The 23,974-nt window shown below is 62.8% G+C and carries 26 protein-coding genes; 15 read left to right on the top strand and 11 right to left on the bottom strand.

Annotated features, from left to right (window positions below):
• Positions 1–3: 3 nt before the first annotated feature.
• From AC1RUK_RS03165 to AC1RUK_RS03155, 3 genes are all read right to left on the bottom strand, one after another.
• On the bottom strand, positions 4–1,080 hold the full coding sequence (locus AC1RUK_RS03165) for an SIP domain-containing protein (protein WP_481836807.1): 1,077 nt from the start codon (positions 1,078–1,080) through the stop codon (positions 4–6).
• A gap of 308 nt (positions 1,081–1,388) precedes the next feature.
• On the bottom strand, positions 1,389–2,165 hold the full coding sequence (locus tag AC1RUK_RS03160; protein ID WP_481836808.1) for an esterase family protein: 777 nt from the start codon (positions 2,163–2,165) through the stop codon (positions 1,389–1,391).
• A gap of 4 nt (positions 2,166–2,169) precedes the next feature.
• Positions 2,170–3,336 carry an ATP-grasp domain-containing protein gene (locus tag AC1RUK_RS03155; RefSeq protein WP_481836809.1) on the bottom strand — a complete coding sequence of 389 codons (1,167 nt, stop codon included), beginning with the start codon at positions 3,334–3,336 and terminating at the stop codon, positions 2,170–2,172.
• 459 nt (positions 3,337–3,795) lie between these two features.
• Between AC1RUK_RS03155 and leuA the strand changes: the two genes are divergently transcribed.
• From leuA to AC1RUK_RS03135, 4 genes are all read left to right on the top strand, one after another.
• Positions 3,796–5,544 (top strand): 2-isopropylmalate synthase, encoded by a 1,749-nt coding sequence (leuA, locus tag AC1RUK_RS03150; RefSeq protein WP_481836810.1) that lies wholly within the window; start codon positions 3,796–3,798, stop codon positions 5,542–5,544.
• A 185-nt stretch (positions 5,545–5,729) separates the two neighbouring features.
• Positions 5,730–7,502 (top strand): tetratricopeptide repeat protein, encoded by a 1,773-nt coding sequence (locus tag AC1RUK_RS03145; protein WP_481836811.1) that lies wholly within the window; start codon positions 5,730–5,732, stop codon positions 7,500–7,502.
• A gap of 121 nt (positions 7,503–7,623) precedes the next feature.
• Entirely contained in the window at positions 7,624–8,427 is an 804-nt protein-coding gene (locus AC1RUK_RS03140; protein WP_481836812.1) for an alpha/beta fold hydrolase, read from the top strand.
• 78 nt (positions 8,428–8,505) lie between these two features.
• Positions 8,506–9,123 (top strand): hypothetical protein, encoded by a 618-nt coding sequence (locus tag AC1RUK_RS03135; protein ID WP_481836813.1) that lies wholly within the window; start codon positions 8,506–8,508, stop codon positions 9,121–9,123.
• On the opposite strand, the gene AC1RUK_RS03130 is transcribed toward AC1RUK_RS03135, so the two are convergent.
• Positions 9,113–10,048 (bottom strand): metallophosphoesterase family protein, encoded by a 936-nt coding sequence (locus AC1RUK_RS03130; RefSeq protein WP_481836814.1) that lies wholly within the window; start codon positions 10,046–10,048, stop codon positions 9,113–9,115. The two genes, AC1RUK_RS03135 and AC1RUK_RS03130, sit on opposite strands and share 11 nt — an antisense overlap.
• A gap of 50 nt (positions 10,049–10,098) precedes the next feature.
• Between AC1RUK_RS03130 and AC1RUK_RS03125 the strand changes: the two genes are divergently transcribed.
• The gene (locus tag AC1RUK_RS03125) at positions 10,099–10,602 is read left to right on the top strand and encodes an NUDIX domain-containing protein (protein WP_481836815.1); all 504 of its coding nucleotides are present in this window, start codon (positions 10,099–10,101) and stop codon (positions 10,600–10,602) included.
• Position 10,603: 1 nt separating this feature from the next.
• Here the strand turns inward: AC1RUK_RS03125 and AC1RUK_RS03120 are convergent, their stop codons facing one another.
• Positions 10,604–11,593 carry a glutathione S-transferase family protein gene (locus tag AC1RUK_RS03120; RefSeq protein ID WP_481836816.1) on the bottom strand — a complete coding sequence of 330 codons (990 nt, stop codon included), beginning with the start codon at positions 11,591–11,593 and terminating at the stop codon, positions 10,604–10,606.
• 274 nt (positions 11,594–11,867) lie between these two features.
• On the opposite strand from AC1RUK_RS03120, the gene AC1RUK_RS03115 reads away from it, so the two are divergent.
• The 6 genes from AC1RUK_RS03115 to AC1RUK_RS03090 all read left to right on the top strand — a co-directional run bounded on the left by AC1RUK_RS03115 (position 11,868) and on the right by AC1RUK_RS03090 (position 16,666).
• The gene (locus AC1RUK_RS03115; protein ID WP_481836817.1) at positions 11,868–12,404 is read left to right on the top strand and encodes a GNAT family N-acetyltransferase; all 537 of its coding nucleotides are present in this window, start codon (positions 11,868–11,870) and stop codon (positions 12,402–12,404) included.
• Positions 12,405–12,474: 70 nt separating this feature from the next.
• A complete protein-coding gene (locus tag AC1RUK_RS03110; protein ID WP_481836818.1) occupies positions 12,475–13,236 on the top strand; it encodes a 3-hydroxyacyl-CoA dehydrogenase in 762 nt (253 codons plus the stop codon).
• A gap of 6 nt (positions 13,237–13,242) precedes the next feature.
• Positions 13,243–14,409, top strand: a complete 1,167-nt coding sequence (locus AC1RUK_RS03105) for a CaiB/BaiF CoA transferase family protein (protein ID WP_481836819.1) — start codon at positions 13,243–13,245, stop codon at positions 14,407–14,409.
• Positions 14,410–14,433: 24 nt separating this feature from the next.
• Positions 14,434–15,225, top strand: coding sequence for a HugZ family pyridoxamine 5'-phosphate oxidase (locus AC1RUK_RS03100; protein ID WP_481836820.1), 792 nt, complete (start codon positions 14,434–14,436; stop codon positions 15,223–15,225).
• Positions 15,226–15,384: 159 nt separating this feature from the next.
• Positions 15,385–15,723, top strand: a complete 339-nt coding sequence (locus AC1RUK_RS03095) for an ArsR/SmtB family transcription factor (RefSeq protein WP_481836821.1) — start codon at positions 15,385–15,387, stop codon at positions 15,721–15,723.
• Positions 15,724–15,868: 145 nt separating this feature from the next.
• Positions 15,869–16,666, top strand: a complete 798-nt coding sequence (locus AC1RUK_RS03090) for a TrmH family RNA methyltransferase (RefSeq protein WP_481836822.1) — start codon at positions 15,869–15,871, stop codon at positions 16,664–16,666.
• On the opposite strand, the gene AC1RUK_RS03085 is transcribed toward AC1RUK_RS03090, so the two are convergent.
• The 3 genes from AC1RUK_RS03085 to AC1RUK_RS03075 all read right to left on the bottom strand — a co-directional run bounded on the left by AC1RUK_RS03085 (position 16,631) and on the right by AC1RUK_RS03075 (position 18,893).
• Positions 16,631–16,918: a hypothetical protein gene (locus AC1RUK_RS03085; protein ID WP_481840181.1), complete on the bottom strand. Its 288-nt coding sequence runs from the start codon at positions 16,916–16,918 to the stop codon at positions 16,631–16,633. The two genes, AC1RUK_RS03090 and AC1RUK_RS03085, sit on opposite strands and share 36 nt — an antisense overlap.
• Before the next feature lie 46 nt (positions 16,919–16,964).
• On the bottom strand, positions 16,965–18,107 hold the full coding sequence (locus AC1RUK_RS03080; RefSeq protein WP_481836824.1) for a coiled-coil domain-containing protein: 1,143 nt from the start codon (positions 18,105–18,107) through the stop codon (positions 16,965–16,967).
• A 204-nt stretch (positions 18,108–18,311) separates the two neighbouring features.
• On the bottom strand, positions 18,312–18,893 hold the full coding sequence (locus AC1RUK_RS03075; RefSeq protein WP_481836825.1) for a DUF1134 domain-containing protein: 582 nt from the start codon (positions 18,891–18,893) through the stop codon (positions 18,312–18,314).
• Between the two features lie 361 nt (positions 18,894–19,254).
• On the opposite strand from AC1RUK_RS03075, the gene chpT reads away from it, so the two are divergent.
• Together chpT and AC1RUK_RS03065 are read left to right on the top strand one after the other, a co-directional pair.
• On the top strand, positions 19,255–19,884 hold the full coding sequence (gene chpT, locus AC1RUK_RS03070; RefSeq protein ID WP_436173215.1) for a histidine phosphotransferase ChpT: 630 nt from the start codon (positions 19,255–19,257) through the stop codon (positions 19,882–19,884).
• A 250-nt stretch (positions 19,885–20,134) separates the two neighbouring features.
• Positions 20,135–20,503, top strand: a complete 369-nt coding sequence (locus AC1RUK_RS03065; protein WP_481840180.1) for a response regulator — start codon at positions 20,135–20,137, stop codon at positions 20,501–20,503.
• Between the two features lie 97 nt (positions 20,504–20,600).
• Here the strand turns inward: AC1RUK_RS03065 and ctrA are convergent, their stop codons facing one another.
• Complete coding sequence (ctrA, locus tag AC1RUK_RS03060; protein ID WP_006203583.1) at positions 20,601–21,296, bottom strand: response regulator transcription factor CtrA; 696 nt, start codon at positions 21,294–21,296, stop codon at positions 20,601–20,603.
• Between the two features lie 449 nt (positions 21,297–21,745).
• Between ctrA and AC1RUK_RS03055 the strand changes: the two genes are divergently transcribed.
• Positions 21,746–22,123 (top strand): flagellar export protein FliJ, encoded by a 378-nt coding sequence (locus AC1RUK_RS03055; RefSeq protein WP_436173954.1) that lies wholly within the window; start codon positions 21,746–21,748, stop codon positions 22,121–22,123.
• Positions 22,124–22,197: 74 nt separating this feature from the next.
• Here the strand turns inward: AC1RUK_RS03055 and AC1RUK_RS03050 are convergent, their stop codons facing one another.
• Complete coding sequence (locus AC1RUK_RS03050) at positions 22,198–22,602, bottom strand: winged helix-turn-helix transcriptional regulator (protein WP_481836826.1); 405 nt, start codon at positions 22,600–22,602, stop codon at positions 22,198–22,200.
• A gap of 89 nt (positions 22,603–22,691) precedes the next feature.
• Here AC1RUK_RS03050 and AC1RUK_RS03045 point away from each other — a divergent pair, with 89 nt between their 5' ends.
• Entirely contained in the window at positions 22,692–23,618 is a 927-nt protein-coding gene (locus AC1RUK_RS03045) for an NADP-dependent oxidoreductase (protein WP_481836827.1), read from the top strand.
• 73 nt (positions 23,619–23,691) lie between these two features.
• Here the strand turns inward: AC1RUK_RS03045 and sciP are convergent, their stop codons facing one another.
• Positions 23,692–23,967 carry a CtrA inhibitor SciP gene (gene sciP / locus AC1RUK_RS03040; RefSeq protein WP_006203587.1) on the bottom strand — a complete coding sequence of 92 codons (276 nt, stop codon included), beginning with the start codon at positions 23,965–23,967 and terminating at the stop codon, positions 23,692–23,694.
• Positions 23,968–23,974: the final 7 nt, after the last annotated feature.

The raw sequence follows: 23,974 nt of genomic DNA, 5'->3' as shown, positions 1-23,974 counted from the left end.
GTGCTATTCCTCGCGCTCGTCATCGCCCTCGGCGCCCCGGCGCCAATAGGCGGTGACCAGGTGCCGGCCGCGCGGCAGGCCCCATTCCTTGCGCACGATCTTGCGGATCTCGCGGAAATCGGCGAATTCGCACGCCGCCCAGACATAGAGCTCGTCAGAGAGCGCAGCTTGATCACGTGCCCTCAGCGCCGCCGGCAACAGAGCGGCGGTGCCGGGTTCAACGCCTTGCCGGTAGAGCCAGGTGACGGCAATGTTCTGGCCGTCGGCCAGCGGCATCCGGTCCTCCGGGCCATCGACTTCGATAAGCACCTCGGCGTGGGCTGATGGCGCAAGCTCCTCGAGGATCCTGCCAATGGCGGGAAGTGCCGTATCGTCGCCGACCAGAAGCAGCGTCTCCGCATCGGGCGCCCCGCCTCCGCCAGGTCCGATCATGCCGATAATATCGCCGGCTTGCGCGTTCTCGGCGAAGGCGGCGGCAGGCGTGTCTTGGCCGGGATGCAGCACGAAGTCGACATCGAGCCAGCCGCCGGCGGCGTCCAGTGCCCGGATCGTGTAGACCCGCACGACCAGCGCATCCTCGCCCGAAGGCCACACCAGCAGGCCATCGGCACCCATCGACGGCCAGACCGGCTGCCGGCCGCGCAGCGGCAGCAGCAGCCGCACATGCAGACCGCCATGCGCAAATCGGCCGAGATCATGGCCCGAGAAACGGACGCGCCGCATATGCGGGGAAATCCGTGTCGCCGACACAACCTTGATCTCGCGAAAGAAGACCGGCGTGCCGGCGTCGCTGCCGTCGCCCTGCCAACTTATGCCCTTCGTCGTGCCGAGATGTTCGGCGACATGACCGGCGACCGTCATCTTCATATAGGACAGGCAGGTTTCGTCCTCCGCCGCAACCCGGATCAGCACGCTGCCGTCGTCGAGCGTGGCGTTCAACGAGCCGTAATGCATGCGGAATTCCCACTGGTCGGCAATGCCGGTGTCGATCTCGGTTTCGCCGTGCTCGGCGCGCAGCCTGTCCATGACGGAGCGGATGGCACCATCCACGATCCGGGTTTGCGCGCTCAGTTGCTCCATGGCTGCAGCCTTTCGAATACCGGTTGAAGCGACGCCGCCCAAGGCGCCGCCATCATCGGCATGCCACAGCGGCGGCGCCTTTTCCACAGAAACATGATAAAAGAAGTCATATTTTCTTGAGCGATCGAACCTCAAGAATGCAACGCGGTTCCTAATGCATGTCGCGCAAAAGTGCGCAGCGGTTTGCGACCGCGACATGCATAAAAACAAGAACCAAAGCGCGTCGCATGAATCCGTTTGAATGCGAGGCGCTTTAGGCGATCACCCAGGCTGGAAAATCGATCATTGTAACCGGAAACTGGCAACCATCAGTCCAGGCGATGCATCAAGTCGTCATCCAGCCAGCGGCCGAAGAAATAGACCAGCTGTTTGTGCCACCACGGCCAGTCATGGCTGACGTCGCCGCCCCAATAATCGACCCAGGCAGGAATCGACTTGTCGCGCAGCACCTGCTCCAGCGCTCGCGTTTCGACCAGCATCCGCTCTTCCCAGGCGCCCTGCCCGCAACAGAAGATCAGCCTGAGCGCCTTCAGCCGGCCAAGCAGTTTCTGATCGACGATCCCAGGCAGATAGTCGAGCGGCGAGTTGAAGAAGATATTGCCGTCGAGCGCGCCGCCGAAGAAATCGCGGGTCGAGTAGACGCCCGACAGCGCAATCACGCCGCTGGTCAGTTCCGGAAAGCGGAAGACGAAATTCGACGCGTGGTAGCCGCCCATCGAACAGCCTGAAAACAGCGGCTTCAGCTCGCGCCCGCCATTGGCTTTTGCCGCGGTTGTCAGCAATTCCGGCAGCGCCTCTTCGCGCACATAGCGGAAATAGGCTTCGTGGCGGGCGATACGGTCGGCCGGGTCGGCATGCTTGTCGAAGAAGGATTCCGAATCGATGCCGTCGAGCGTGAACAGCTGGATGCGGCCGGTATCGATGAATTCCGAGAGTGCCCCGACGCCGCCAGAATCCTCGAACTGGTAGAACCGCCCCTGCGAGGTCGGGAACACCAGCACCGGCCGGCCGGCATGGCCGTAGCGCTTGTATTCCATGTCGCGGCCGAGGTTGCGGGCAAATCCCTTGTGGTAGGAGACGTCCATTGCCTCACGCCTTTTCCGCGTGAATGTAGTCGACCGCCTGGCGCAGCGCTTTGGCATCCTTAGACCGCATCTGATACGCGTAGTGTCCCATGGCGCGGCTGAATACCTCTTCTATTGCCTGGTGATGGACGATCTTGTCACCGTGCGCGGCTAGCACGTCCGCATGGCTGTGCAAATAGGCGAGGTGGCGTTTGCGACTGGCATAGGCGGTGAAATACTTGCCTTGATAAGGCCCGCCGGCGGCGTCCTTGACCACCATCTCGGCCCACGCCGCATAGACGTCGATGTCGAACGTGTAGTTGATCGCATCGGTCATCCAGGCGCCCGGCGGACGCATGTTGACCTCGAGCGCGATGACGCGGCTGTCCTTGGTCTCGAACAGCTCGATGTGGAAGAAGCGCTCGCGCACGTCGAACGCCCCAAGGATCTTCCGGCCCGCCTCCTCCACCGCCGGGCTGATTTCGGGAAAGCAGGTGTAGCTCATATGGCGGTCCCTGTTGACCACCTCCATGACGCTCTGGTCGTAGCGGTGGCTGGCCGCCAGCACCACCTCGCCGTCGCGGTTGACCAGCCCGTCGAAGGTGACCACCAGCCCTTCGATGAACTGCTCCATGACGAAGGTCACACCCTCGGGCTTGTCCCTGAAGAACTGGTCGAGCTCCTTCGCATTGGAGATCTTGAAGGTATTCGAAGCGCCGGAGCCGGAATCCGGCTTCACCACCACCGGATAGCCGACGCGGCGGATGAAGGTCATGGCGCCGGCGCGATCGGAGCATTTGCGCTGCGGAATGGTCTCGACGCCGCTCTTGCGAAAGAAGGCGCGCATGCGGCTCTTGCGCTTCAAATTCTTCACGAAATCGAGCTTGGTACCGAAGATGTTGAAGTCGGTGCGGATGTTGGCCTCGAGTTCCAGCCAGTGCTCGTTGAGCGACTCGAAGCGGTCGATACGGCCCCATTTGTGGATGAAATGGCCCATCGCCCGGAACACCGGTTCATAGTCCTCCATGTCGGCGACGCGGTAATATTCCGACAGCGCTGTCTGCAGTTTACCGTTCAGCGCCTCATAGGGCGCATCGCCGATGCCGAGCACCGTGGCGCCGGCCTTCTTCAGCCGGTCGCAGAAATCGGCGCCGTTGGCCGGAAAATGCGGCGAGAAGAAAACGAAATTCATGGACGACCTCCCGGCAAAATGGCCTCGTCCAATGCATGTCGCCCAAAAGTGCGAAGCGGTTTTGGGTCAACGACACGCACAGAAACATGACGAGTTTGGCGTATTTGCCCCATATGGGGAAGAGCTTGCGTGTCTTGCCGGGAGGCGGCCCCACTTGCCTCCCACAGCCTGCTCCTGTATGAGAACCGCCATGAACACGCGCGCCTCTTCCGTCGCTTCCCGTCCGACCGGCTTTGCCGGCGAGACCGTGCGCGCGCTTGCTTCGACGCTGCTTCTTCTCGGCCTTATCGGCGATCGCCGGGTTCGCTGAAGGAGCGCCCGGCGGTCGAACCGCCGCTTGCGCGCACGCTCCTTGGCCAAACTGGCAAGTCACATCAAGCGAACGAAACATTGGCAAAGGCGCCGCTCGGCACCAATCCGCCTGAAGGCGGGGTCGGCGAGCCGCCGGGAGACACGACGATGAACGCACGAGAAGACATCCGTCCGAATGACGGCAACGCAGCAAGGGGCATGACAAAGTCAGCCCAGGGCATGCCGGACGCCCCTCGCAAGTATCAACCCTATCCGACCGTCGGCCTCACCGACCGCACCTGGCCTTCGAAGGTTATCGACAAGGCGCCGATCTGGTGCTCGGTCGACCTGCGCGACGGCAACCAGGCGCTGATCGACCCGATGGGCCACGAGCGCAAGGCGCGCATGTTCGCGCTGTTGCTCGACATGGGCTTCAAGGAGATCGAGATCGGTTTCCCGTCGGCCTCGCAGACCGATTTTGACTTCGCCCGCTGGTGCATCGAGGAGGGCAATGTGCCCGCCGATGTCTCGCTGCAGGTGCTGGTGCAGTGCCGTCCCGAACTCATCACCCGCACCTTCGAGGCGCTGAAGGGCGCCACCAACCCGATCGTGCATTTCTACAATTCGACCAGCGAACTGCAGCGCCGCGTCGTCTTCGAGAAGGATGTCGCCGGCATCAAGCGCATCGCCACCGATGCGGCCAAGATGATTACCGACATGGCGGCCAAGGCCGGCGGCGGTTTTCGCTTCGAATATTCGCCGGAAAGCTTCACCGGCACCGAACTCGAAGTGGCGCTGGAGATCTGCAACGCGGTCACCGAGATCGTGAAACCCACGGCTGACAACAAGCTGATCATCAACCTGCCGTCGACGGTCGAGATGTCGACGCCCAACATCTATGCCGACCGCATCGAATGGATGTGCCGCAGCCTCGACAACCGCGAGAACCTGCTGATTTCGCTGCATCCGCACAATGACCGCGGCACCGGCATCGCCACCACCGAACTCGGCCTGATGGCCGGGGCCGACCGTGTCGAAGGCACGCTATTCGGCAATGGCGAGCGCACCGGCAATGTCGACATCGTCACGCTGGCGCTCAACATGTACACGCAAGGCGTCGATCCCGAGCTCGACTGCTCCGACATCAACCGGATGAAGAACGTCTACGAGTATTCGAACCAGTTGAAGATCCCGGAACGCCACCCTTACGTCGGCGAGCTCGTCTACACGGCCTTTTCCGGTTCGCACCAGGACGCTATCAACAAGGGCATGAAGGCACTGCGCAAGGCCAACACGCCGCACTGGGAAGTGCCCTATCTGCCGATCGACCCGGCCGATGTCGGCCGCAACTACGAGGCGATCATCCGCATCAACTCGCAGTCCGGCAAGGGTGGCATCGCCTATGTGCTGCAGGCCGACTACGGCCTCAATTTGCCACGCAATCTGCAGATCGAGTTCAGTCAGCACATCCAGGCGATTACCGACGCCGAAGGCAAAGAAGTGGCCGCCAGGCGTATCCACGAGGAGTTCCTCGAAACCTATGTCGACCAGCCGGCAGCGCGGCTGAAGTTCCTCGACCACCATACCTACCCGGACACCGAGACCAAAGGCCGCCGCGTGGTCGAGGCCGTCATCCTCGACAACGGCAAGGAAATGACCATCACCGGTTCGGGCACCGGTCCGATCGACGGTTTCGTCGATGCGCTGTCGCGCCATGTCGGCGTGGAGATGTCGGTGCTCGACTATTCCGAGCATTCGATGCAGCGTGGCTCGAACGCCTCGGCGATTTCCTATGTCGAGATGGAATATCCCGGCGGCAAGCTGTTCGGCGCCGGCATCAACACCAACATCGTCGCCGCCTCGCTGGAAGCGGTGGTTTCGGCCGCCAACCGCATCGTCGGCCGCAAGGCCGGCTGATCTTCCATACCCCTGGCGCGCCGCGTCCGCGGCGCTCCAGGGCCTGCCTGTGAGCCGGCTCACGCGTTAACCATGGGCAATTATCCGGTGGCTTACGCGATAGCATAATACAACCATGCTTGTGCGGCAGTGCCAGCGCTATATGATCGCGCCTCAACCTGTGCCGACTTCGAGAGGATCGACACTTGCAGCATGCCACGCCTGCCGCCCCCGCAGTGCGCGAGACATTGGAGCGACTGCTAGCCAGCGAAACGTTCGGACGGTCCGAGCGTGCGCGAAAACTGCTGCGCTATCTGGTCGAACGCGAGCAGGCTGGCGAAGCTGACCGGCTCAAGGGCTTCTCCATCGCCATGGACGTCTTCGGCAAGGACGGCGATTTCGACCCGTCTACCGATGCCGTGGTTCGGGTCCAGGCTGGCAGGCTGCGCGAGCTTCTGCAAAACTACTTCGCCAATGAAGGCGTTGCCGAACCGGTGCGCATCGCCATTCCGCGTGGCGGCTACGTTCCTTCCTATGAACTGAATGCAATTCGCCTGCCGGCCGAGTTGGAACCGGCGGAAGGCACCGCGCCGACGATCGCCCCGACGGAACTACCCGACCTCGACATTGCCCCTGCCGCGGCGTTGATACCGCCTCCTGCTGCGCCCGAACCTGGACGGTCGCTTACCCGCCACCTGCAGTTATTCTGGGGCGCGATTGCCGTGGTTATCGCCATGCTTGGGGTGCTGATCCTTCGCCAGGGCAGCGATGTCCTGCTCGGCAGCAGCGGTTCCGCCTCGGCCATAGAGACCGCGGTGGCGACGAGCAGCGTCGCGTCGCCGCCGGTGGAAACCTTGCCGCTGGTCTACATCGCCGTGAAGGCCAATGGCCCGGAAGCAGCCCGTGTGGCTGCTTCGCTGCGCGCCGGCCTCGCCGGTTTCGACACCATAGACTTCATCGGACGTGACGCCGACGGCACCCGCGATCCGGCCGCCGACGCCACCAGCTTCGTATTCGATATCCTGCCGGGACCCGCGGCGGGTGACGTGACGCTCGAACTGCAGAATGTCGCGACCGGCCGGGTGCTGTTGTCACGCAACCTGTCGGCCGTCGACAGCGCGCCGGGCGCGATCGAAGACAGTATCGCCAACATACTGACCTCGACCATTCCCGCCTACGGGCCGATCTACACCTACATCGAGCAGAGCGGCATCGAGACCGGCCTGACCGGCTGTCTGGTGCTCAACGACAGCTACTATCTCGACCAGAGCGCCAAGACACACGAAGCTGCCTATCGCTGCCTGGAAACCCTGGCCAGCCAGGGCGCGAAATCGTCGCTCGTCTATTCGGAACTCGCCTCCCTGCATCTCGAGGCTGTCACCGATCACTATTCCTATCCGCCCGACGCGACGATCGAACAAGCGATGTCGTTTGCCCATCGCGCTGTTCAGATGGGGCCGACCAGCCCCTACGCGCATCGCGCCTATGGCTATCTCAATTCGCGCCTCGGCAATACGGACGAATCGATCCGCTGGATGCGCAAGGCCCATGAGCTCAATCCTTATGACCTCGGCATGGCGGCCGCTTACGGCTATGGACTGATTTTCGCCGGCAAATACAGCGAAGGAACCCCGATCCTGGCCCACGCCGTCGAAACCTTCAGCGGCCACCCGACCTGGTGGGACTACGGGCTTTTTGTCGGTGCATTCATGCTGGGCGACACGAAGAGGGCCGCCATCGCCAGCGAGTCGTTGCGGACGACAGCGACCAAATCGCACTACCTGGCGGCGCGCCTTATCGGCGCCAAGCTGGCCGCCCGCGATCAACTGGCGACCCAGTTGACCAACGAACTGATCGCCAAGTTTCCGAAGTTCGCCGCCAATCCGCGCTCAACCTTCGTCGACAGGAAATACCCTGCCGACCTGACTGACCGGCTGGTCGGGGCGCTGCGCGCGGCGGGCCTCGGCAACGCCAGTTGATCCGTGCCTAAGCACGCCCCGGATCGCGAAAATTTTACTGGCCATCGACCTGGACTGGGAGCAATCCAGCCACAGTCTGGAATTCGCTATCCGTCCGGTCTTGCAATAATCATCAGTTTTCATGAGTTCATCCCTCCACGCTGCTGAACGCGGTACCGGTCCGAAGACTGTCGTCTTCCTGCACGGCTTCGGTGGCTGCCATGAGGTCTGGCACGACGTGACGTCGATGCTTGCGCCCGACATGCGGACGCTGGCCTACGATCTTCCCGGGCATGGGCTTTCTCTCGATTTCCCTGGCGGCGGTTCGGCCAGGACGGCAGCTCGGGCAGCGCTGGCGGACGTTGCCGCGCGCGGCATGAAAAGGGTGCACCTGGTCGGCCATTCGATGGGCGGCGCGGTGGCTGTGCTGATGGCATTGGCCGACCCCGAAAGGGTTGCCTCGCTGACACTTTTGGCGCCGGGTGGCTTTGGCCCGGAAATCAATGGCCCCTTGCTGCGGCGCTATGCGGCCGCCACCGGCAAAAATGAGATCCGTACCTGTCTCGCCACCATGTCCGGGCCACTGAGCCAGCCTCCGGAACATATCGTGGGCGTGCTTGACGAGATGCGTAGACGCCCGGGTCAGTTGCAAAAGCTTGTCGAGATCGCCGCGTCCATGACCAGGGATGACCGGCAGGGTGCCATCCCGCGCGAACAGCTCGAAACGCTGAAAATGCCGGTGATGGCGGTCTGGGGAACGGACGACGCCGTGCTGCCGGTTTGCCAGGCCGACGACATGCCTGTGAATTTTCATCTGCACCATGTTCTGGAGGCCGGCCACATGCTGGCCGAGGAAGCGCCTGACCTTGTCGCCACGGCGGTGCGCCGCAACATGAACCGCCGCAGCAGGCGTTTTCAGCCGAGTCTTGACGCAGCGGCGAGCTGATCCGCAGCCATCATCTCGCGGGTGCATTTTGCCGACGACTATGTTAACTCGCTGTTAACCAACCGCGAGGCCACGCCGATGAAGGACACAGGCGAGAAAATCACCCCGATCGATCCGTCGCGAAACCTGTCCGACGCCATTCGCGATGTGAAGAACGCCTTTGCCGACCGCGACGACGTGGTCGTCGACTTGCGCGAAGCGCACCGCATGCGGCTCGAATTGCTTGCCGCCGAACTTGCGCCCGTCTTTGCCGATGTGCCCGCCGATATGGACAATTTCGACTTCGCCGTATCGTCCGGCCTGCAGCCGCGCCTGTGGATCGATGCCGTCAGCCATGTCGCCATGGGGCGGGATCGCCGCACCTACCGGTTCCTCAGGGATACCCGCATCGGCCGCGTGGTTCTCGCCGAATCGACCGACATGAAAATCGTCGCCGACCAGGTGACGCGCTATGTGGCCGAGCGTGTCGTCGAACGTCAAAGGATGATGGAAGGCGGGGTCGAGCACGCTGTGTCCGGCATGCAGCGCACCACGGTGGCCGAAGCCGAGCCGCCATTGCAGGTTTCTCAGCGTGGCAAGGCCGGGTCGGCCATCCTGTCCGGCCTCGGTCTGATCTTTGCCGGCGCGCTGGTTGGGCTGGCTGTGTCGATCGTGCTGTTCTGGGACCGCCTCGTGGCGATGAAGATCAGCTTCTGACCAGTTGGCGCGATGCCTCGGCATCGGCGCCAAGTTCGAGCACCTGCAACTCCGAAGGCGGAAGCGCTGGCCCGGTCAGGCCGCGTCGCGTCAAGCGGATCCGCCAGTTGCCCTTGTCGCCGTCGATATCGATCAGATTGTACTGCGCGGCCGGGTGCCTGCCGCCAAGCCCTTGTCCGGCGGCTGCGACACCGACGGCCGGGATCTTGGCACCACGGCCACCGATGAAGAACAGGCTCGGATTGTGCGAATGGCCGTGCAGGATAAGTTCGGCTCCATGCCGGCGAACGATCTTCTGGAAGAGCGCGATGCCGAACAGCCGCTTGTACTGCGAAACGGCACCGCGCACCGGCGGATGGTGGATCATGATAACTCGGAACAGGCTACGCTCGGCCGTCGCATCGAGCATTCGGCCGAGCCTTTGCGCCTGGCCCTCCCTGAAGAAGCCGTTGGCCATGAATGGGGCGGTGGCGCGCGCCGTCGAAACGCCGATCAGCGCGATGTTGTCGCGTACCCGCAAATAGGGAAAGGAATGGCGGTCGACCGGTGTGTTGACGTCGTCGCCGGTCATCCAGGCCGCCCAGGAACGGCAGGACTTGTCGAAGGCGCCCGGCACATAGGCATCGTGATTTCCCGGAACGACCGACACGTCATGCGGCGAACCCAGCGTCTCCAGCCAGTGCCTGGCCATCTCGATCTCGCCGTCGAGCGCTAGATTGACCAGATCGCCTGTCACCGCGAGGTGATCGGGAGCGCTGGCCTTCATATCGGCAAGCAGTGTGTCGATGACGGCGTCGTGCATGTGGCGGCGGCGGTTGCGTTGCCAGTTGACGTAGCCGACCACGCGCTTGGAGGCGAGTTCGCGATAGGTTACACCGGGGAGCGGTCCCAGATGGATATCGGAAATATGCGCGAGCCTGAACATCCTTCATTCATAAGCGACGCGGCCCCTGCTTTCCACTCATGGTTTCACGGATGACAGCAACGTCAGACCCGGAACTGGCCTTGCGCCAGACCGGCTGGCCGGGCCTGAGGTCGAGGCTGTTCCACTTCTATTTCTTGCTGCGGCGGCCGATGACGCTCGGCGTGCGCGGCCTCATTCACGACCGCGGCTCCAACAGCGTCTTTCTGATCCGCCACACCTATGTTCCGGGCTGGCAGCTACCGGGTGGCGGCGTCGAAACAGGCGAGACGCTGGTCGAGGCGTTGGCGCGCGAGCTTGCCGAGGAGGGCAACGTCGCTCTGACCGCGCCGCCGGTGCTGAAGTCGATGCATTTCAACCGCCGCTCCAGCAACCGCGACCATGTTGGCCTCTATCTGATCGAAGCCTTCAGCCAGACGGCGCCGAAGCTGCCGGACCACGAGATCGCCGAAGCCGCCTTCTTCCCACTCGACCGCTTGCCGGAAGCAACCACCCCGGCGACGCTGCGCCGGATCGCCGAGGTTTTTCACGGCGAAAAGCCCTCGCCCTACTGGTAGATCATGCGGCTTTTCCGAACCGCGCCCGGTCATGCGGCGCGGCATAGTCGAGTTCCGGGCCGACCGGCACGATCCCGGTCGGATTGATCGTCCGGTGGCTGGCGTAGTAATGCGCCTTGATGTGGTGCAGGTTGACCGTGCCAGCGACGCCGGGCACCTGGTAGAGATCGCGCAGATAGTTCGACAGGTTCGGATAGTCGGCGATGCGGCGCAGATTGCATTTGAAATGGCCGACATAGACCGGGTCGAAGCGCACCAGCGTGGTGAACAGCCGCCAGTCGGCCCCGGTGATGCGATCGCCGACGAGATAGCGCTGTTTTGACAGCCTTTCCTCCAGCGTACCCAGTGCGGCGAACAATTCGCCGAACGCCTCTTCATAGGCGCGTTGCGTGGTGGCGAAGCCGGCCCGATAGACGCCGTTGTTGATGGCGGGATAGACCAGCGCGTTGACGCGGTCGATCTCGCCACGCAACTCCTCGGGATAGTAGTCGAGGCTCGTATCGCTCCATTCGTCGAACGCTGAATTGAGCATCCGGATGATCTCGGAAGACTCGTTGGAGACGATCGTCTGTTCCTTTTTGTCCCACAGCACCGGCACCGTCACCCGGCCCGAATAGGCGGGGTCGGCCTTGGCATAGATCTGGTGCAGGAAATCGAGGCCGTAAAGCGTATCGCCGGTGGCGCCGTCCTCGGCCAGGAACGTCCAGCCGTCCGCACCCATGAAATGATGCACGACCGAGACGGAGATGATGCCTTCCAGCCTCTTCAGCACGCGCAGGATCAGCGTCCGGTGCGCCCAGGGGCAGGCAAGCGAGACATAGAGGTGGTAACGCCCGGGCTCGGCCTTGAAGCGGCGCTTTCGGCCCTCTCCCGGCGCCCCGTCAACGGTGATCCAGTCGCGCCATTGCGCCTGCGCCCTCACGAACCTGCCGCCGCTGTCCGCCGTATCGTACCAGCGATCCTGCCACCTGCCTTCGATCAGCAATCCCATGCAAATCTCCTTGCGTCTTCTGGTCAATGTAGGCGCAAGGTTGCCGTGCCGAAGTCGTCATGTGCTGAACAGACCGTCACTCGGCCGCAACGGCGGACGAAAACGGCCGATTGCAGCGGCCGGAATTTGATGCTAGCGGACAATCCGCATGTTCGACTTTGCCATGATCCGGTTTGACCGACGACGAAAGGGCGCCCGCGCTTGATGAAGCGCTGACTGGCGAATGCTGCCGTTTGCAGCAAACCTTTTCCTCCTCTACCGGAACGCAAAGACCATGAGCCTTGCCGACGTGAAATACCTGCCGGAAACCCCGGCGCATGATCCCGAAATCGAAGCCATCAACGAAGAGGCCTTCGGGCCGGGCCGTTTCGTGCTCGCCGCCTACAAGATCCGCGAAGCCGGAGGGCATGAGCGCGCTTTGTCCTTCGTCGCCGTCGACGGCGATATTGTCGTCGCCTCGGTGCGGATGACGCGCATCGCGGCCGGCGCCGGCCGCGCGCTGATGCTCGGGCCGCTCGCGGTGCGGCCTGCCTTCAAGAATCTCGGCATCGGCCGCCGGCTGGTGGCAATCACACTGGAGGCCGCCACCAAGGCCGGCGTGCCGGCGGTGATACTGGTCGGCGACGAGCCCTATTACGGCCCGCTCGGCTTCAAGAGGATCCCGCGCGGGCAGATCTCCATGCCGCGCCCGGTCGACCTCGACCGGCTTCTGTCGCACGAGATCGTGCCGGGCGCCGTGGCCCGGCTGTCGGGCGAGGTCTACCATGCGGACGTGGCGCGGGTTTCCGATCCCGTCCCGGTCATGGCTTGAGGCTATCCTGCCGGTTGCGCCTGCGCTGCGAGCTTCGTAGCATCATCCGAAATGTGTGGAGGACGCCGGCATGAACCCCAATGGCCAGATTGCGATCGTCACCGGCGGCGGCTCCGGCCTCGGCGAGGCGACAGCCCGAGCGCTTGCCGCCAAAGGCGCGCGCGTCGCCATCCTCGATGTCGGCATCGACCGTGCCAGGACGGTGGCGGCCGATATTGGCGGCATTGCCGTCCAGTGCGACGTCAGCAGCAGCGACAGCGGTGTGGCTGCCTTCGCCGAAGTGGCGGAGCGGCTCGGTGAACCGCGCATCCTGGTCAATTGCGCCGGCATCGCCATCGCCGTGAAGACGATCGGCAAAGATGGTCCGCATCCGCTCGAGCAATACCGCAAGGTGATCGAGATCAACCTGATCGGCACCTTCAACATGATCCGCCTGTTCGCCGACCGGGCAGCGAAGCTCGAGCCGCTTGCAGGCGGCGAGCGTGGTGTCATCGTCAACACAGCTTCCGTCGCGGCCTATGACGGCCAGATCGGCCAGGCCGCCTATTCAGCATCCAAGGGCGGCGTCGTCGGCATGACGCTGCCGGTGGCCCGCGACCTCGCGCGTTCCGGCATCCGCGTCTGCACGATTGCACCGGGCATCTTCAGGACGCCGATGGTGGCCGGCATGCCGCAGGACGTGCAGGATTCGCTGGGTGCGGCGGTGCCCTTTCCGTCCCGGCTGGGTGAGCCTTCCGAATATGCGGCACTTGCGCTCCACATCGTCGAGAACCAGATGCTGAACGGCGAGACCATCCGTCTCGACGGCGCCATCCGCATGGCGCCGAAATAGCCGGCCATGAGCGCCACCATCCCGGCAAGGAGCGGCCCGCTCAGCGGTCTGCTCGTGATCGAGATGGCCGGCCTCGGACCGGTGCCGCTGGCTGGCCTGATGCTGTCGGAAATGGGCGCCGACGTGCTGCGCATCGAGCGGGCGGGCTCCGGTCAGCCTTTGCTGCCGCTGCCGGAGGACTACGACCTCGACCGTCATGGCCGCTCCATCCTGCGCATCGACCTGAAGCGCCCGGAAGGCGCCGAACTGCTGCTCAGCCTTGCCGAAAAGGCCGACATGCTGGTCGAAGGGTTTCGTCCTGGCGTCATGGAGCGGCTTGGCCTCGGACCGGACGCGATGCTGGAGCGCAACCCGACGCTGATCTACGGCCGCATGACCGGCTTCGGCCAGGACGGACCGCTCGCCGGCCGCGCCGGCCACGACATCACCTATCTTGCCTATTGCGGCGTGCTGCACGCCATCGGCAACGAGGGCGGCAAACCGGTGCCGCCGCTCAACCTCGTCGCCGACTATGGCGGCGGTGCCATGATGCTGATTGCCGGCGCACTCGCCGCGCTGTTCCAGCGCTCGCGTTCCGGCAAGGGCCAAGTGATCGACGCCGCCATGGTCGAGGGCGCCTCGATGCTGGCGGCGCCAGTCCATGCCCTTGTGGCGGCCGGCCTTTGGCGGGATGCACGCGGCGTAAACCTGCTCGATTCCGGCGCGCCCTTCTACGACACTTACGAGACGGCTGATGGGCGGCATGTCGCCGTCGGCTGCCTCGAACCGCGCTTCTTCGCCGAATTCGCCAGGCTGCTCCCGATCGACGAGCGTTTCGTGCGCGACCAGTTCGACAAGGCGCTGTGGCCGGACATGCGCGGCGCCATTGCCCGGCGGATGAAGCAGAAGACACGCGACGACTGGGCCGCCCTGTTTGCGGAAACCGACACCTGCGTCGCGCCGGTGCTGTCGCTGCAGGAAGCCAAAAACCATCCGCACAATCGTGCCCGCGGCGCCTTTGTAAAAGCAGGCAGGCTCGATCGCCCTGCCCCGGCGCCGCGCTTCTCGCAAACGCCGTCGACGCTTGCCAGCAAGCCGGCCGAACACGACCTCCAGCCTGTGATGGTGCTGAGGCGCTTTGGTTTTGCGCAAATCGAGGTTGAGGCCCTTGTCAAATCGGGCGTGATCGGCTGATAAGTGGAGAAGGAATATCAACTTATGATGGTGAACACTTTGGTTGATCGCAACAAGGACGTCATACGCGAGACCGACGCCGAAGCGATCCGGCTGGCAAGGACGCTGATCCGCGGCGCCCGTTTCGGCGCGCTGGCTGTCATCGAGCCCGCGACCGGATCGCCATTGGCGAGCAGGGTGGGCGTTGCCACCGACGTTGACGGCGCGCCGCTGATCCTGGTGTCGATGCTGTCCGCGCATACCGGTGCCATCCTCGCCGACCCGCGCTGCTCGCTGCTTGTCGGCGAACCGGGCAAAGGCGATCCGCTGGCGCATCCGCGTGTCACCTTGGTCTGCCGGGCACGACGGCTCGAGTGCGGATCGGACGAGCATGCCCGCGCGGAGCGGCGCTATCTCAACCGCAATCCCAAGGCGCGGCTCTATGCCGGGCTTGGTGATTTCTCGATCTTCCGGCTCGAGCCCGAGCGCGCCAGTCTCAATGGCGGCTTCGGCAAGGCCTATCTGCTCGATCATGGCGACCTGGTCACCACCGGGCCGGTCGTTGACGAGCTGGCTGCCGGCGAACAATCGGCTCTCGACCACATGAATGCCGACCACCTCGACGCGATCGCCGTCTATGCCCGCCATTATGCCAAAGCCGAGGGCGATGGCTGGATTGCCACCGGCTTCGACGCCGACGGCATGGATCTGGCCTCGGGCGACGCCATATGCCGGGTTTTCTTCCCCGAACCCCTGAAGACGGCCCGCGAGTTGCGGCCGGTCCTGGTCGATATGGCCAAGGCCGGACGCGCAGCCGGCTATTCACAAGATCGATAGTTAATCGCCTTGAATCAAAAGCAAGTCTTGAGATTTGGAGGAAATGTTCTACCCTTGCACATGACGCTGATTCAGCAGCGTGCATCCACACGTGAATTTATGGAATCTGACGCTATTGCCCCCATAGCGTCAGGATGAGCTCAAAAACATGGGGCATCGATGATCTCGAGCAAGCTACTCGCCAACGCCGAATCAGCAGCCACGTTCCTCACGCTTATGGGCAACGAGAAACGGCTGTTAATCATGAGCTACCTGATGGACGGGGAAATGTCGGTTGGTGCCATCGCCGACAAGGTCCAGTTGAGCCAATCCGCTCTGTCGCAGCATCTGGCCAAGCTTCGGGCGCTCGACCTTGTCGAGACCCGCCGTGACCGGCAGATGATCTACTATGCCTGCAAATCCGAAGCCGCGCGTGAGCTGCTTCGCATGCTGGACGGCATCTTCGGCGATGGCGACTTGTCGCGGATGGCCCATCGCCTGCGCCGCGCCGGGACTTGACCGGCAGGTCCGATCGTTCCTTATCTCGCTGACGACTTTCGAGCGGCGTGCGTCCATCCGGATGTACGCCGCTCTCCATGTCGTATCCGCGCATCGCTCTCCGAAAATCCATCTTTCGGGCGATGTGAGCAGGCTGAGGCAATGCATGGACCTGATCCACATCGATGATCCGCAAGACCCGCGTGTCGCCGCCTATCTCGACATACGCGAGCGCGACCTCGTTGGCCGGCACGGCCGTTTCGTTGCCGAAGGCAAGGTCGTGCTCGAAATCCTGCTGTCGGCCGGTCGATTTGCCGCCGAATCGATACTGGTTCTCGAAAACCGGCTGGCCGGCCTCGACGAGACCTTGCGCAAGGCGCCGGCGGACCTTCCGGTCTATGTCGCCAGCGGCGAGATCATCGACCGGATCGCCGGATTTCACATGCACCGAGGCATCTTGGCGATCGGCAGCAGGGGCGCCTTGCAGCCGGCCGAGGCCTTGCTGGAAACCTTGCCTGCCAATGCGCTGGTCGTCATTCTTGTCGGCATCGCCAATCACGACAATATGGGGTCGATCTTCCGCAACGCCGCCGCCTTTGGCGCCAGTGCCGTGCTGCTCGATGCGACCTGTTGCGATCCGCTATACCGCAAGGCAATCCGCGTCTCGGTCGGCGCGGCGCTGAAGGTGCCCTTCGCCTCCTTTGACGATACAACCAGCTTCATCGCCATGCTCGACCGGCTGGGTTTCAGCCAGGTCGCGCTGTCGCCGCGTGGCGAGGCCGACATTCGCGACGCAAAGAGGACGGACAGGCTGGCGCTCTATCTCGGCACGGAAGGCGAAGGCTTGCCCGAAAGCCTGCTCGCCCGCCTGAAAACGGTGCGGATCGGCATGGCGCAAGGCTTCGACAGCCTGAACGTCGCCGCCGCCTCAGCCATCGCGCTGCATCATTTTTCGCGCTGCTGATCGCACGAACCCGTCACCGACAACGCGCGTCGTCCCGGTCTCGCTCGGCGAGACATCCATCCTGAAGGTCTCCATATCGTCGGCCAGCGGCACTGGAGCGCCGGTGGCCTTCGATCGCGCATCGCGAGCGATTTCCGTCGCACTGACCAGCGACGTTGCAGCGTCGAACAGTGCAACGAGCACCGGATGAAAATGCCAGGCAGCCAGCAGGGTAATCGCGAGAGCGGCATAGAGGATCATGCCGTTAGACATGGTGATACCCTGCCATAGGCGCAAGCGGTTGGTGGCGTCCCCACTTTCAGGTCGGCGAATCCGCCTTCTGCAGCGCCCGCACACGGTCAGCAAGACTGCGGTTGCCGGATCTGGCATCCGACGGTGCCGCCAATGCCTTGGCGATCGGCGAGTCGGGCCCTTCGAGCTTGGCCGTCAGGTGAACGACCTCCGCCGCCAGTTCATTCATCTGCTCGCGCAGTGCGGCGCTGCCATTCATGGGGCTGGACACAGCCAGCGCGCCGAGATCCGCCTTCAACCGCTTGTTCTCGCGGGCCAGCGTCGTCAGCCGCGCCTCCAGCCGCTCGCGGTCGCCATCGAGCTTGGCGATCGCCTTGTCGATGTCGTCGCTCCTGACGGCAGTCAGGCTGTCGCCTCCGCCGGCAAGCAGCGCCGCCGGAGCGTTTGCCTCGGCCTCGCCCTTCGATCGTTCGCGCAATCGCGCCATTTCCTTCTCGTGGCGGTCGAGCTTCTCCTCACGATCGGCCAGCGTGGCGAGCAGGCGCTCGACCTTCTTGTCGAGCTCGACGGTTCTCTTCTTCTCCACCTTCAAGGCCTCGCGCGCGGCCTTGCTTTCGGCCGCGGTTTCCTGATTGCGCCTGTCCGCCTCCTTGCGCTGGCTGCGCAGCACCGCGATGTCGTTGGCAAGGCTCTCCAATTCGGATTCGCGTGCCACCAGTTCGATCTGCCGGTTGCTGGAGGAGAAGCTGGCGTCGTCATACATATGCTCCAGCTTTTCGAGCTCGAGCGCGCGCTTCTCCAGCATGCGCTCGCTCTGCGCGAGCTTGTCCGAAAGGTGTTGCAACTGTTCCTCGCGCTGATGAAGCTCTGCGGTCCTCGCCTCCAGTTCGGAAAGCGCCTGCTGCTTGTCCTTCCGCTCGACCGCCAGCCCCTTGAGGGCCTCACGGCCGCGACCGATCTCGACCAGCTGTTCGGCCGCCTTTTCCCGCAATGCCTTGACGCTCATCTCCAGCCGGCGCGCCGACATCGCGAACTCGGCCCTGATCCGGTCCTTGTCGGCCTGGATTTCGACCGACGTCAACGGCATGGACGCCTCGAACCGCTTGCGCGTCAGCGCAACGGCCCGCCGCCAGATGGCCGGGGCGACCAGCAGCGCCAGAAAGCCGGCGCAGAGAAAGCCGAGGGCGAAAAACAGGATCGACTGGATCAAGGTGACTATCCGCTATGATGGCAACAACCGCCAAAGCTCGACTTTGCCATCTTCGCATGACGGAAATCCAGCGCCGCGGCAAGAGTGTGCCGCGGCCACGTTCAGCCTGTGACCTCACAAAATCCGCTCGATGGCATGATCGCGGGTTGAGGGCATATCGAGATTCAGGTCAGGCCGGCATCACCTGAATACCGACATGCCCGATCAGAACGGATTCCAGGTCGGCCGCTGGGTGAGCTTCAGATAGCCGAGATTGACGCCAAGCCTGGCGCCGACTCCGGTGCGGATCGGCACCAGCAGCACCCTGTTGTTCTGCAGCACGTTGAAGCCGACGCCCGCCACCACATAGGCCGAACCGGCAACGCCGCCGAAGCGGCTGTAGAGGCTGTTCACATCGTCGAGATTGTAGACCAGCATCATCACGCGCGAGCCCTCGCCGCCGAAATCCCAGCCGAGCGACGGACCTTGCCAGAAGACCTTATGGTCGCCAGCGTTCTTGGTGTAGAGCGTTCCCTCGCCATACGTCAGGCCGCCGATCAGCGCGCCGGAGCCCTCTTCGCCGAGCAGATAGCCGTTGGGCAGGCCATAGGAAGCGAAAACCTTCTCGACGACGGTGGCAAGCCCGCCCGACGTGGCGCCGAAGAATTTATGGCCGGAATCGACGATCTCCTGAGCGGTGTACTCCTGGGCCCGCAGCGCGGAGGTCGAAAAGACGAGAACGCCCATCAGGGCAATCGTCATTGAGATGACTCGGAAAAAACTCCGGTCGTAGAATCGGGAAAACATGCTTCCAATCTCCGTCAGGGAGCACTTTCGCCGACGCCTCGCACCCATGCGGCTCTTGGCGGCCGCTAGGGGTAACTGTCACAGGCAAACTATGCCGTAATCCTTTTTCAACCATTAAGCTTCCACATGAAGATGGCAGTTCGAAGGCCGGCGTCCCTCACACACCGGCTTCGAACCGCCTGCGCAGGCCGGGAATCCTGCGTGAACTCACCATTTTCGCTAACGACAATTTTGGATTTGTTGCCGCACGCACAGGCGCTGTGTATTCAGATGACCTGGGGAGAGGGCGTGATTCGTGTGGGCAGGCGCGACAATTGATCGCTCGGCCATGAGTACGTGGATTTTATCAGGGACTTCGCCCATGGCCGAACTGTTCGCCCTTTCAGCACCGGATCTTGCAGCGCTTCTTTGCAGCCGGGTCTGTCATGACATCATTTCGCCGGTCGGCGCGATCAACAACGGCCTCGAACTGCTCGATGAGGGCGGCGCCGACGAGGACGCCATGAAGCTGATCCGCCAGAGCGCCAGGAACGCTTCGGCCCGCCTGCAATTTGCCCGCATCGCCTTCGGCGCCGCCGGCTCGGCCGGCATGATGATCGACACCGGCGATGCCGAAGCCGTCGCCATCGCCTTCCTCAAAAACGAAAAGCCGGAACTCTCCTGGAACGGGCCCCGCGCGCTGCTGCCCAAGAACAAGGTCAAACTGCTGCTCAACCTCCTTCTCGTCGCCAACGCGGCGATCCCGCGCGGCGGCAAGCTTGTGGTCACGCTGGAGAATCTGGACACCGAGCCGCGTTTTGCGCTGTCGGCCGCCGGCCCGATGCTGCGCGTGCCGCCGAAATTCCTGGAGCTTCATTCCGGCCACAAGCCCGAGGAGCCGATCGACGCCCATTCGGTGCAGCCATATTACACGCTGCTCCTGGCGCGGGAGGCCAACATGACGATCTCAATCCACGCGACCGCCGAGGAGATCGTGCTTTCGGCGGCCTGAAGCCTTCGCCCAGTCGGCAAGAACAGCCAAAGTATTTATTTCTGCTAATATTTGTTAATTTGGCGATAATTCAGGCAGAGCAAGTTTTGCCGGCTTGGTCTCGCGGCATTCGCGGCGAAGAAGATGCGCACGGCGTATCTTTGCAAAAACTTTACCTAACGGCTTTTCGGCTTCTTTACCAGATTGCTCTAGTATGCCTCGTGGTTGCCCGCAGATTGCCGGTTCGCCAGATGGCTGAGAGGACCCGGAAATGAAACGCTGCCTGTTCGTCGACAACTCGAGCGTCATCAGGAAAGTTGCAAAGCGCATCCTCGGCGGCTCCGATTTGACCGTAATCGAAGCGGCCACGGGGCTCGACGCCATCGAGATGTGCGCCGCCGACATGCCCGACGTCATCGTCATCGACGGCGCCTTGGCGGATGTGCAGGCCGTGGACCTCATCCGCCGCATCCGCGCCATGGAGAGCGTGGTCAAGCCGCAGATCCTGGTTTCGCTGGTCGAGGTCGACGTCGCTTCGATCATGAAGGCAAAGCGCGCCGGCGCCCAGGGCTATCTGCTGAAGCCGTTCAACCGGCCGCAATTGCTCGAGCGTTTCCGTGCCCTGAAAATCGCCGCCTGACTCGCCAGCATCGGAGATGCGGGCGGCTTCAACGCCCAGCATGCAAAAACCCGGCCGAAGCCGGGTTTTTTATTGGAAAATCAAACGAAGGTTTCGCTCAGGCGCTGACGCGAATGTCTTCCGGTTCGCGCAGCACATAGCCGCGGCCCCAGACCGTCTCGATGTAATTCTGGCCACCGGACGCGGCGTCGAGCTTCTTGCGCAGCTTGCAGATGAAGACGTCGATAATCTTCAGTTCCGGTTCGTCCATGCCGCCATAAAGGTGGTTGAGGAACATTTCCTTGGTCAGCGTGGTGCCCTTGCGCAGCGAGAGCAGCTCCAGCATCTGATATTCCTTGCCGGTCAGGTGGACGCGCTGGCCGCCGACTTCGACGGTCTTGGCGTCGAGATTGACCACCAGGTCGCCGGTGGTGATGACCGACTGGGCATGGCCCTTGGAGCGCCGCACGATGGCATGGATGCGCGCCACCAGCTCGTCCTTGTGGAACGGCTTGGTCATATAGTCGTCGGCGCCGAAGCCGAGGCCGCGCACCTTGTCCTCGATGCCGGCCATACCGGACAGGATCAGGATCGGTGTCTTCACCTTGGAGAGGCGAAGTGTTCTCAAGACTTCGTAACCCGACATGTCGGGAAGATTGAGATCGAGAAGGATGATGTCATAGTCGTAGAGCTTTCCGAGATCGACGCCCTCTTCGCCGAGATCGGTCGTATAAACGTTAAAGCTTTCGGATTTCAGCATCAATTCGATGCTTTGTGCGGTTGCACTGTCATCTTCAATCAGCAGAACACGCATTTCATTCCCCTTTTCTGCTGCCGGTCCATGTCACGACCCGTCCCGGACCGGAGCAGTGATTGCCTGAACAGAAGGTGCCACCGAATGGTTAACAAAACCTAATTTCGTGCCGAGGACGATACCAGATTTTTTAACCCCTTTCTACACCCTCTTGAATCTAATAACGAATCACAGACCCAAACCGCTAATGCACCACATTAATAAGCCAGCCTAAGTGACTCCAGGGACTCGCCGGTTGGCTTTCCGCCGAAAACCGGAATTTTTACCCGGCCTTAAGTCCTCGCCCGTATGATTAACAATGCCCGTAAACGAATGGTTACCAACGGCAAAAAACTTTAGGAGTTTGTTTCCCATAGTTCGGGGAAAGCCGGGGGAAACGGGTGACGCCTGGGCCTTTTCAGGCGGTTTGGACGATATGTGCGGGTGTGCGTTTCCGGGAGTACCGAATCATGAAGTCACGTGAAAACCTCGTTCGACTGAAGCAGTTTCAGGTGAATGAGAAGCGGCGGCAGCTGCTGCAGCTCGACATGATGATTGCCGAGTTCGAACGCATGGCTGTCGAACTGGAGCTTCAGATCACCGCTGAAGAGAAGAAAGCCGGCATCACCGACATCAACCATTTTGCCTATCCGACCTTCGCCAAGGCGGCGCGCTTGCGCCGCGACAACCTCAGAAATTCCCAAAGCGACCTCGCCCAGCAGCGAAGCGTTGCCGAATCATTACTCGGCGAAGCTGAAGCGGAGCTTTCCAAGGCCGAGATGCTCGAATCGCGCGACACCAAGATCCGCGATGCCGAACTGGGTGGCCGCAGCGCCATGATCGGCTGAAACCAGCCCGATCGGCGTTCCCGGAACGCCATCGAGCAGCCGCGGCCGGACCCTGAACAGGCCCGGTGCCGGCCTCAGCCCCGCGCCAGGGAATCCTCTCGAGAGTCCAGCGATGCCCGCGCGCGGGCATCCTTGATGTCGGGCACATGCTGCTCCGACCAGGACCTGATCTGATTGAGCAGCCCCGCCAGGTTCTGGCCGAGTTCGGTCAGCTCATATTCGACTCGCGGCGGAATGACCGGAAAGATCTCGCGCCGCACGATGCCGTCGCGTTCGAGGATGCGCAGCGTCTGCGTCAGCATCTTCGGCGTGATGCCTTCGAGCTTGCGCGCCAGTTCGCCATTGCGCAGCCGGCCGCGGCGCAATGCACAAACGACCAGATAGACCCATTTGTTGGCCAGCGTCTCGAGCACGGTGTGCGAGGGGCACGTCCGCCGGAAGGCGTCGTAGCCGAACGAGGAGTTGTCTTCACTATCCATGAGGTACCTATATATAGAAAAGGTACATACTAGACAAGAGAACATTACTATCCAGATGATAGTGGCACACCAACCAGCAGGAGATTTCCATGCGTGCCATTATCCAGAACTCCGTCGGCGGACCCGACGTCCTCGTCATCGCCGATCGGCCCGCCCCCTCGCCAAAGGCCGGCGAGGTGCTTGTCCGCGTCAAGGCCGCAGGCATCAACCCCGTCGATGGCGCCGTTCGTGCCGGCTACTTCCCGCTGCTTGGCGAACCGCCCTTTATCCTCGGCTGGGACATCTCGGGAACCGTCGAGGCACTGGGCCCTGACGTGACCGGCCTCAAGATCGGCGACGCGGTGTTCGGCATGCCGCGCTTTCCGAGGCAAGCGGCCGCCTATGCCGAGCTGGCGGTCGCGCCGGCGGACGAAATCGCACCGAAGCCCGAAGGTATCGACCACATTCAAGCCGCCGCGCTGCCGCTGGCCGGGCTGACGGCCTGGCAAGGCCTGGTGCGCCATGGCGGCCTGAAACAGGGCCAGCGCGTGCTGATCCACGCTGCGGCCGGTGGTGTCGGGCATCTGGCGGTGCAGATCGCCAAGGCGCGCGGTGCCTATGTCATCGCCACCGCCAGCCCGGAAAAGCTCGACTTCGTCCGCTCGCTCGGCGCCGACGAGGTTATCGACTACACCGCGGGTGATTTCACCAGCAAGGTCGGCGATATCGACCTGGTGCTGGACCCGATCGGCGGCGACCATGCCCAGCGTTCGCTGAAGGTACTCAGGGACGGCGGCGTGCTGGTGTCGCTGCTCGATGTCAGTGGCGCCACCAAAGCAGACGCCGGCGTCCGCAATATCCGTGTCGAGCGCATGTCCGTGGTGCCCGATCGCGCCGGCCTTGCCGAGCTTGGCGGACTGATCGATGCAAAAGAGCTCGCCGTCCACGTGGCAAAGGCGCTGCCGCTGGAAGAAGCCGGCGCCGCCCATGCCTTTCTCGCCACCAAGCCGATCGGCAAGGTGGTGCTGACGGTCTGAGCCACGCAGGATCGTTGCGGCAAAGCAAAAGGGCGCGGCAAGGCCGCGCCCTCTATCTTTGACCCGGCCTTGTCTAGTGCCGGTATTGCTGGATGCGCGTCGTGCGCAGCCCGGCAAGGCCGTATTCATCGATCGACGCCTGCCAGGACAGGAATTCCTCGGTGGTAAGCTTGTAGCGCTGACATGCCTCTTCAAGGCTCAAAAGGCCGCCGCGTACCGCAGCCACCACTTCTGCCTTGCGCCGAATAACCCAGCGCCGTGTGTTCGTCGGCGGCAGATCGGCAATCGTGAGAGGGCTGCCGTCAGGCCCGATAACATATTTGACTCGCGGTCTAACTAGATCGGTCATCGTACTC

Source organism: Mesorhizobium monacense (assembly GCF_056781675.1).
Note: the sequence above shows the minus strand (reverse complement) of the source record. Positions and strands in the feature narration are given on the sequence as shown.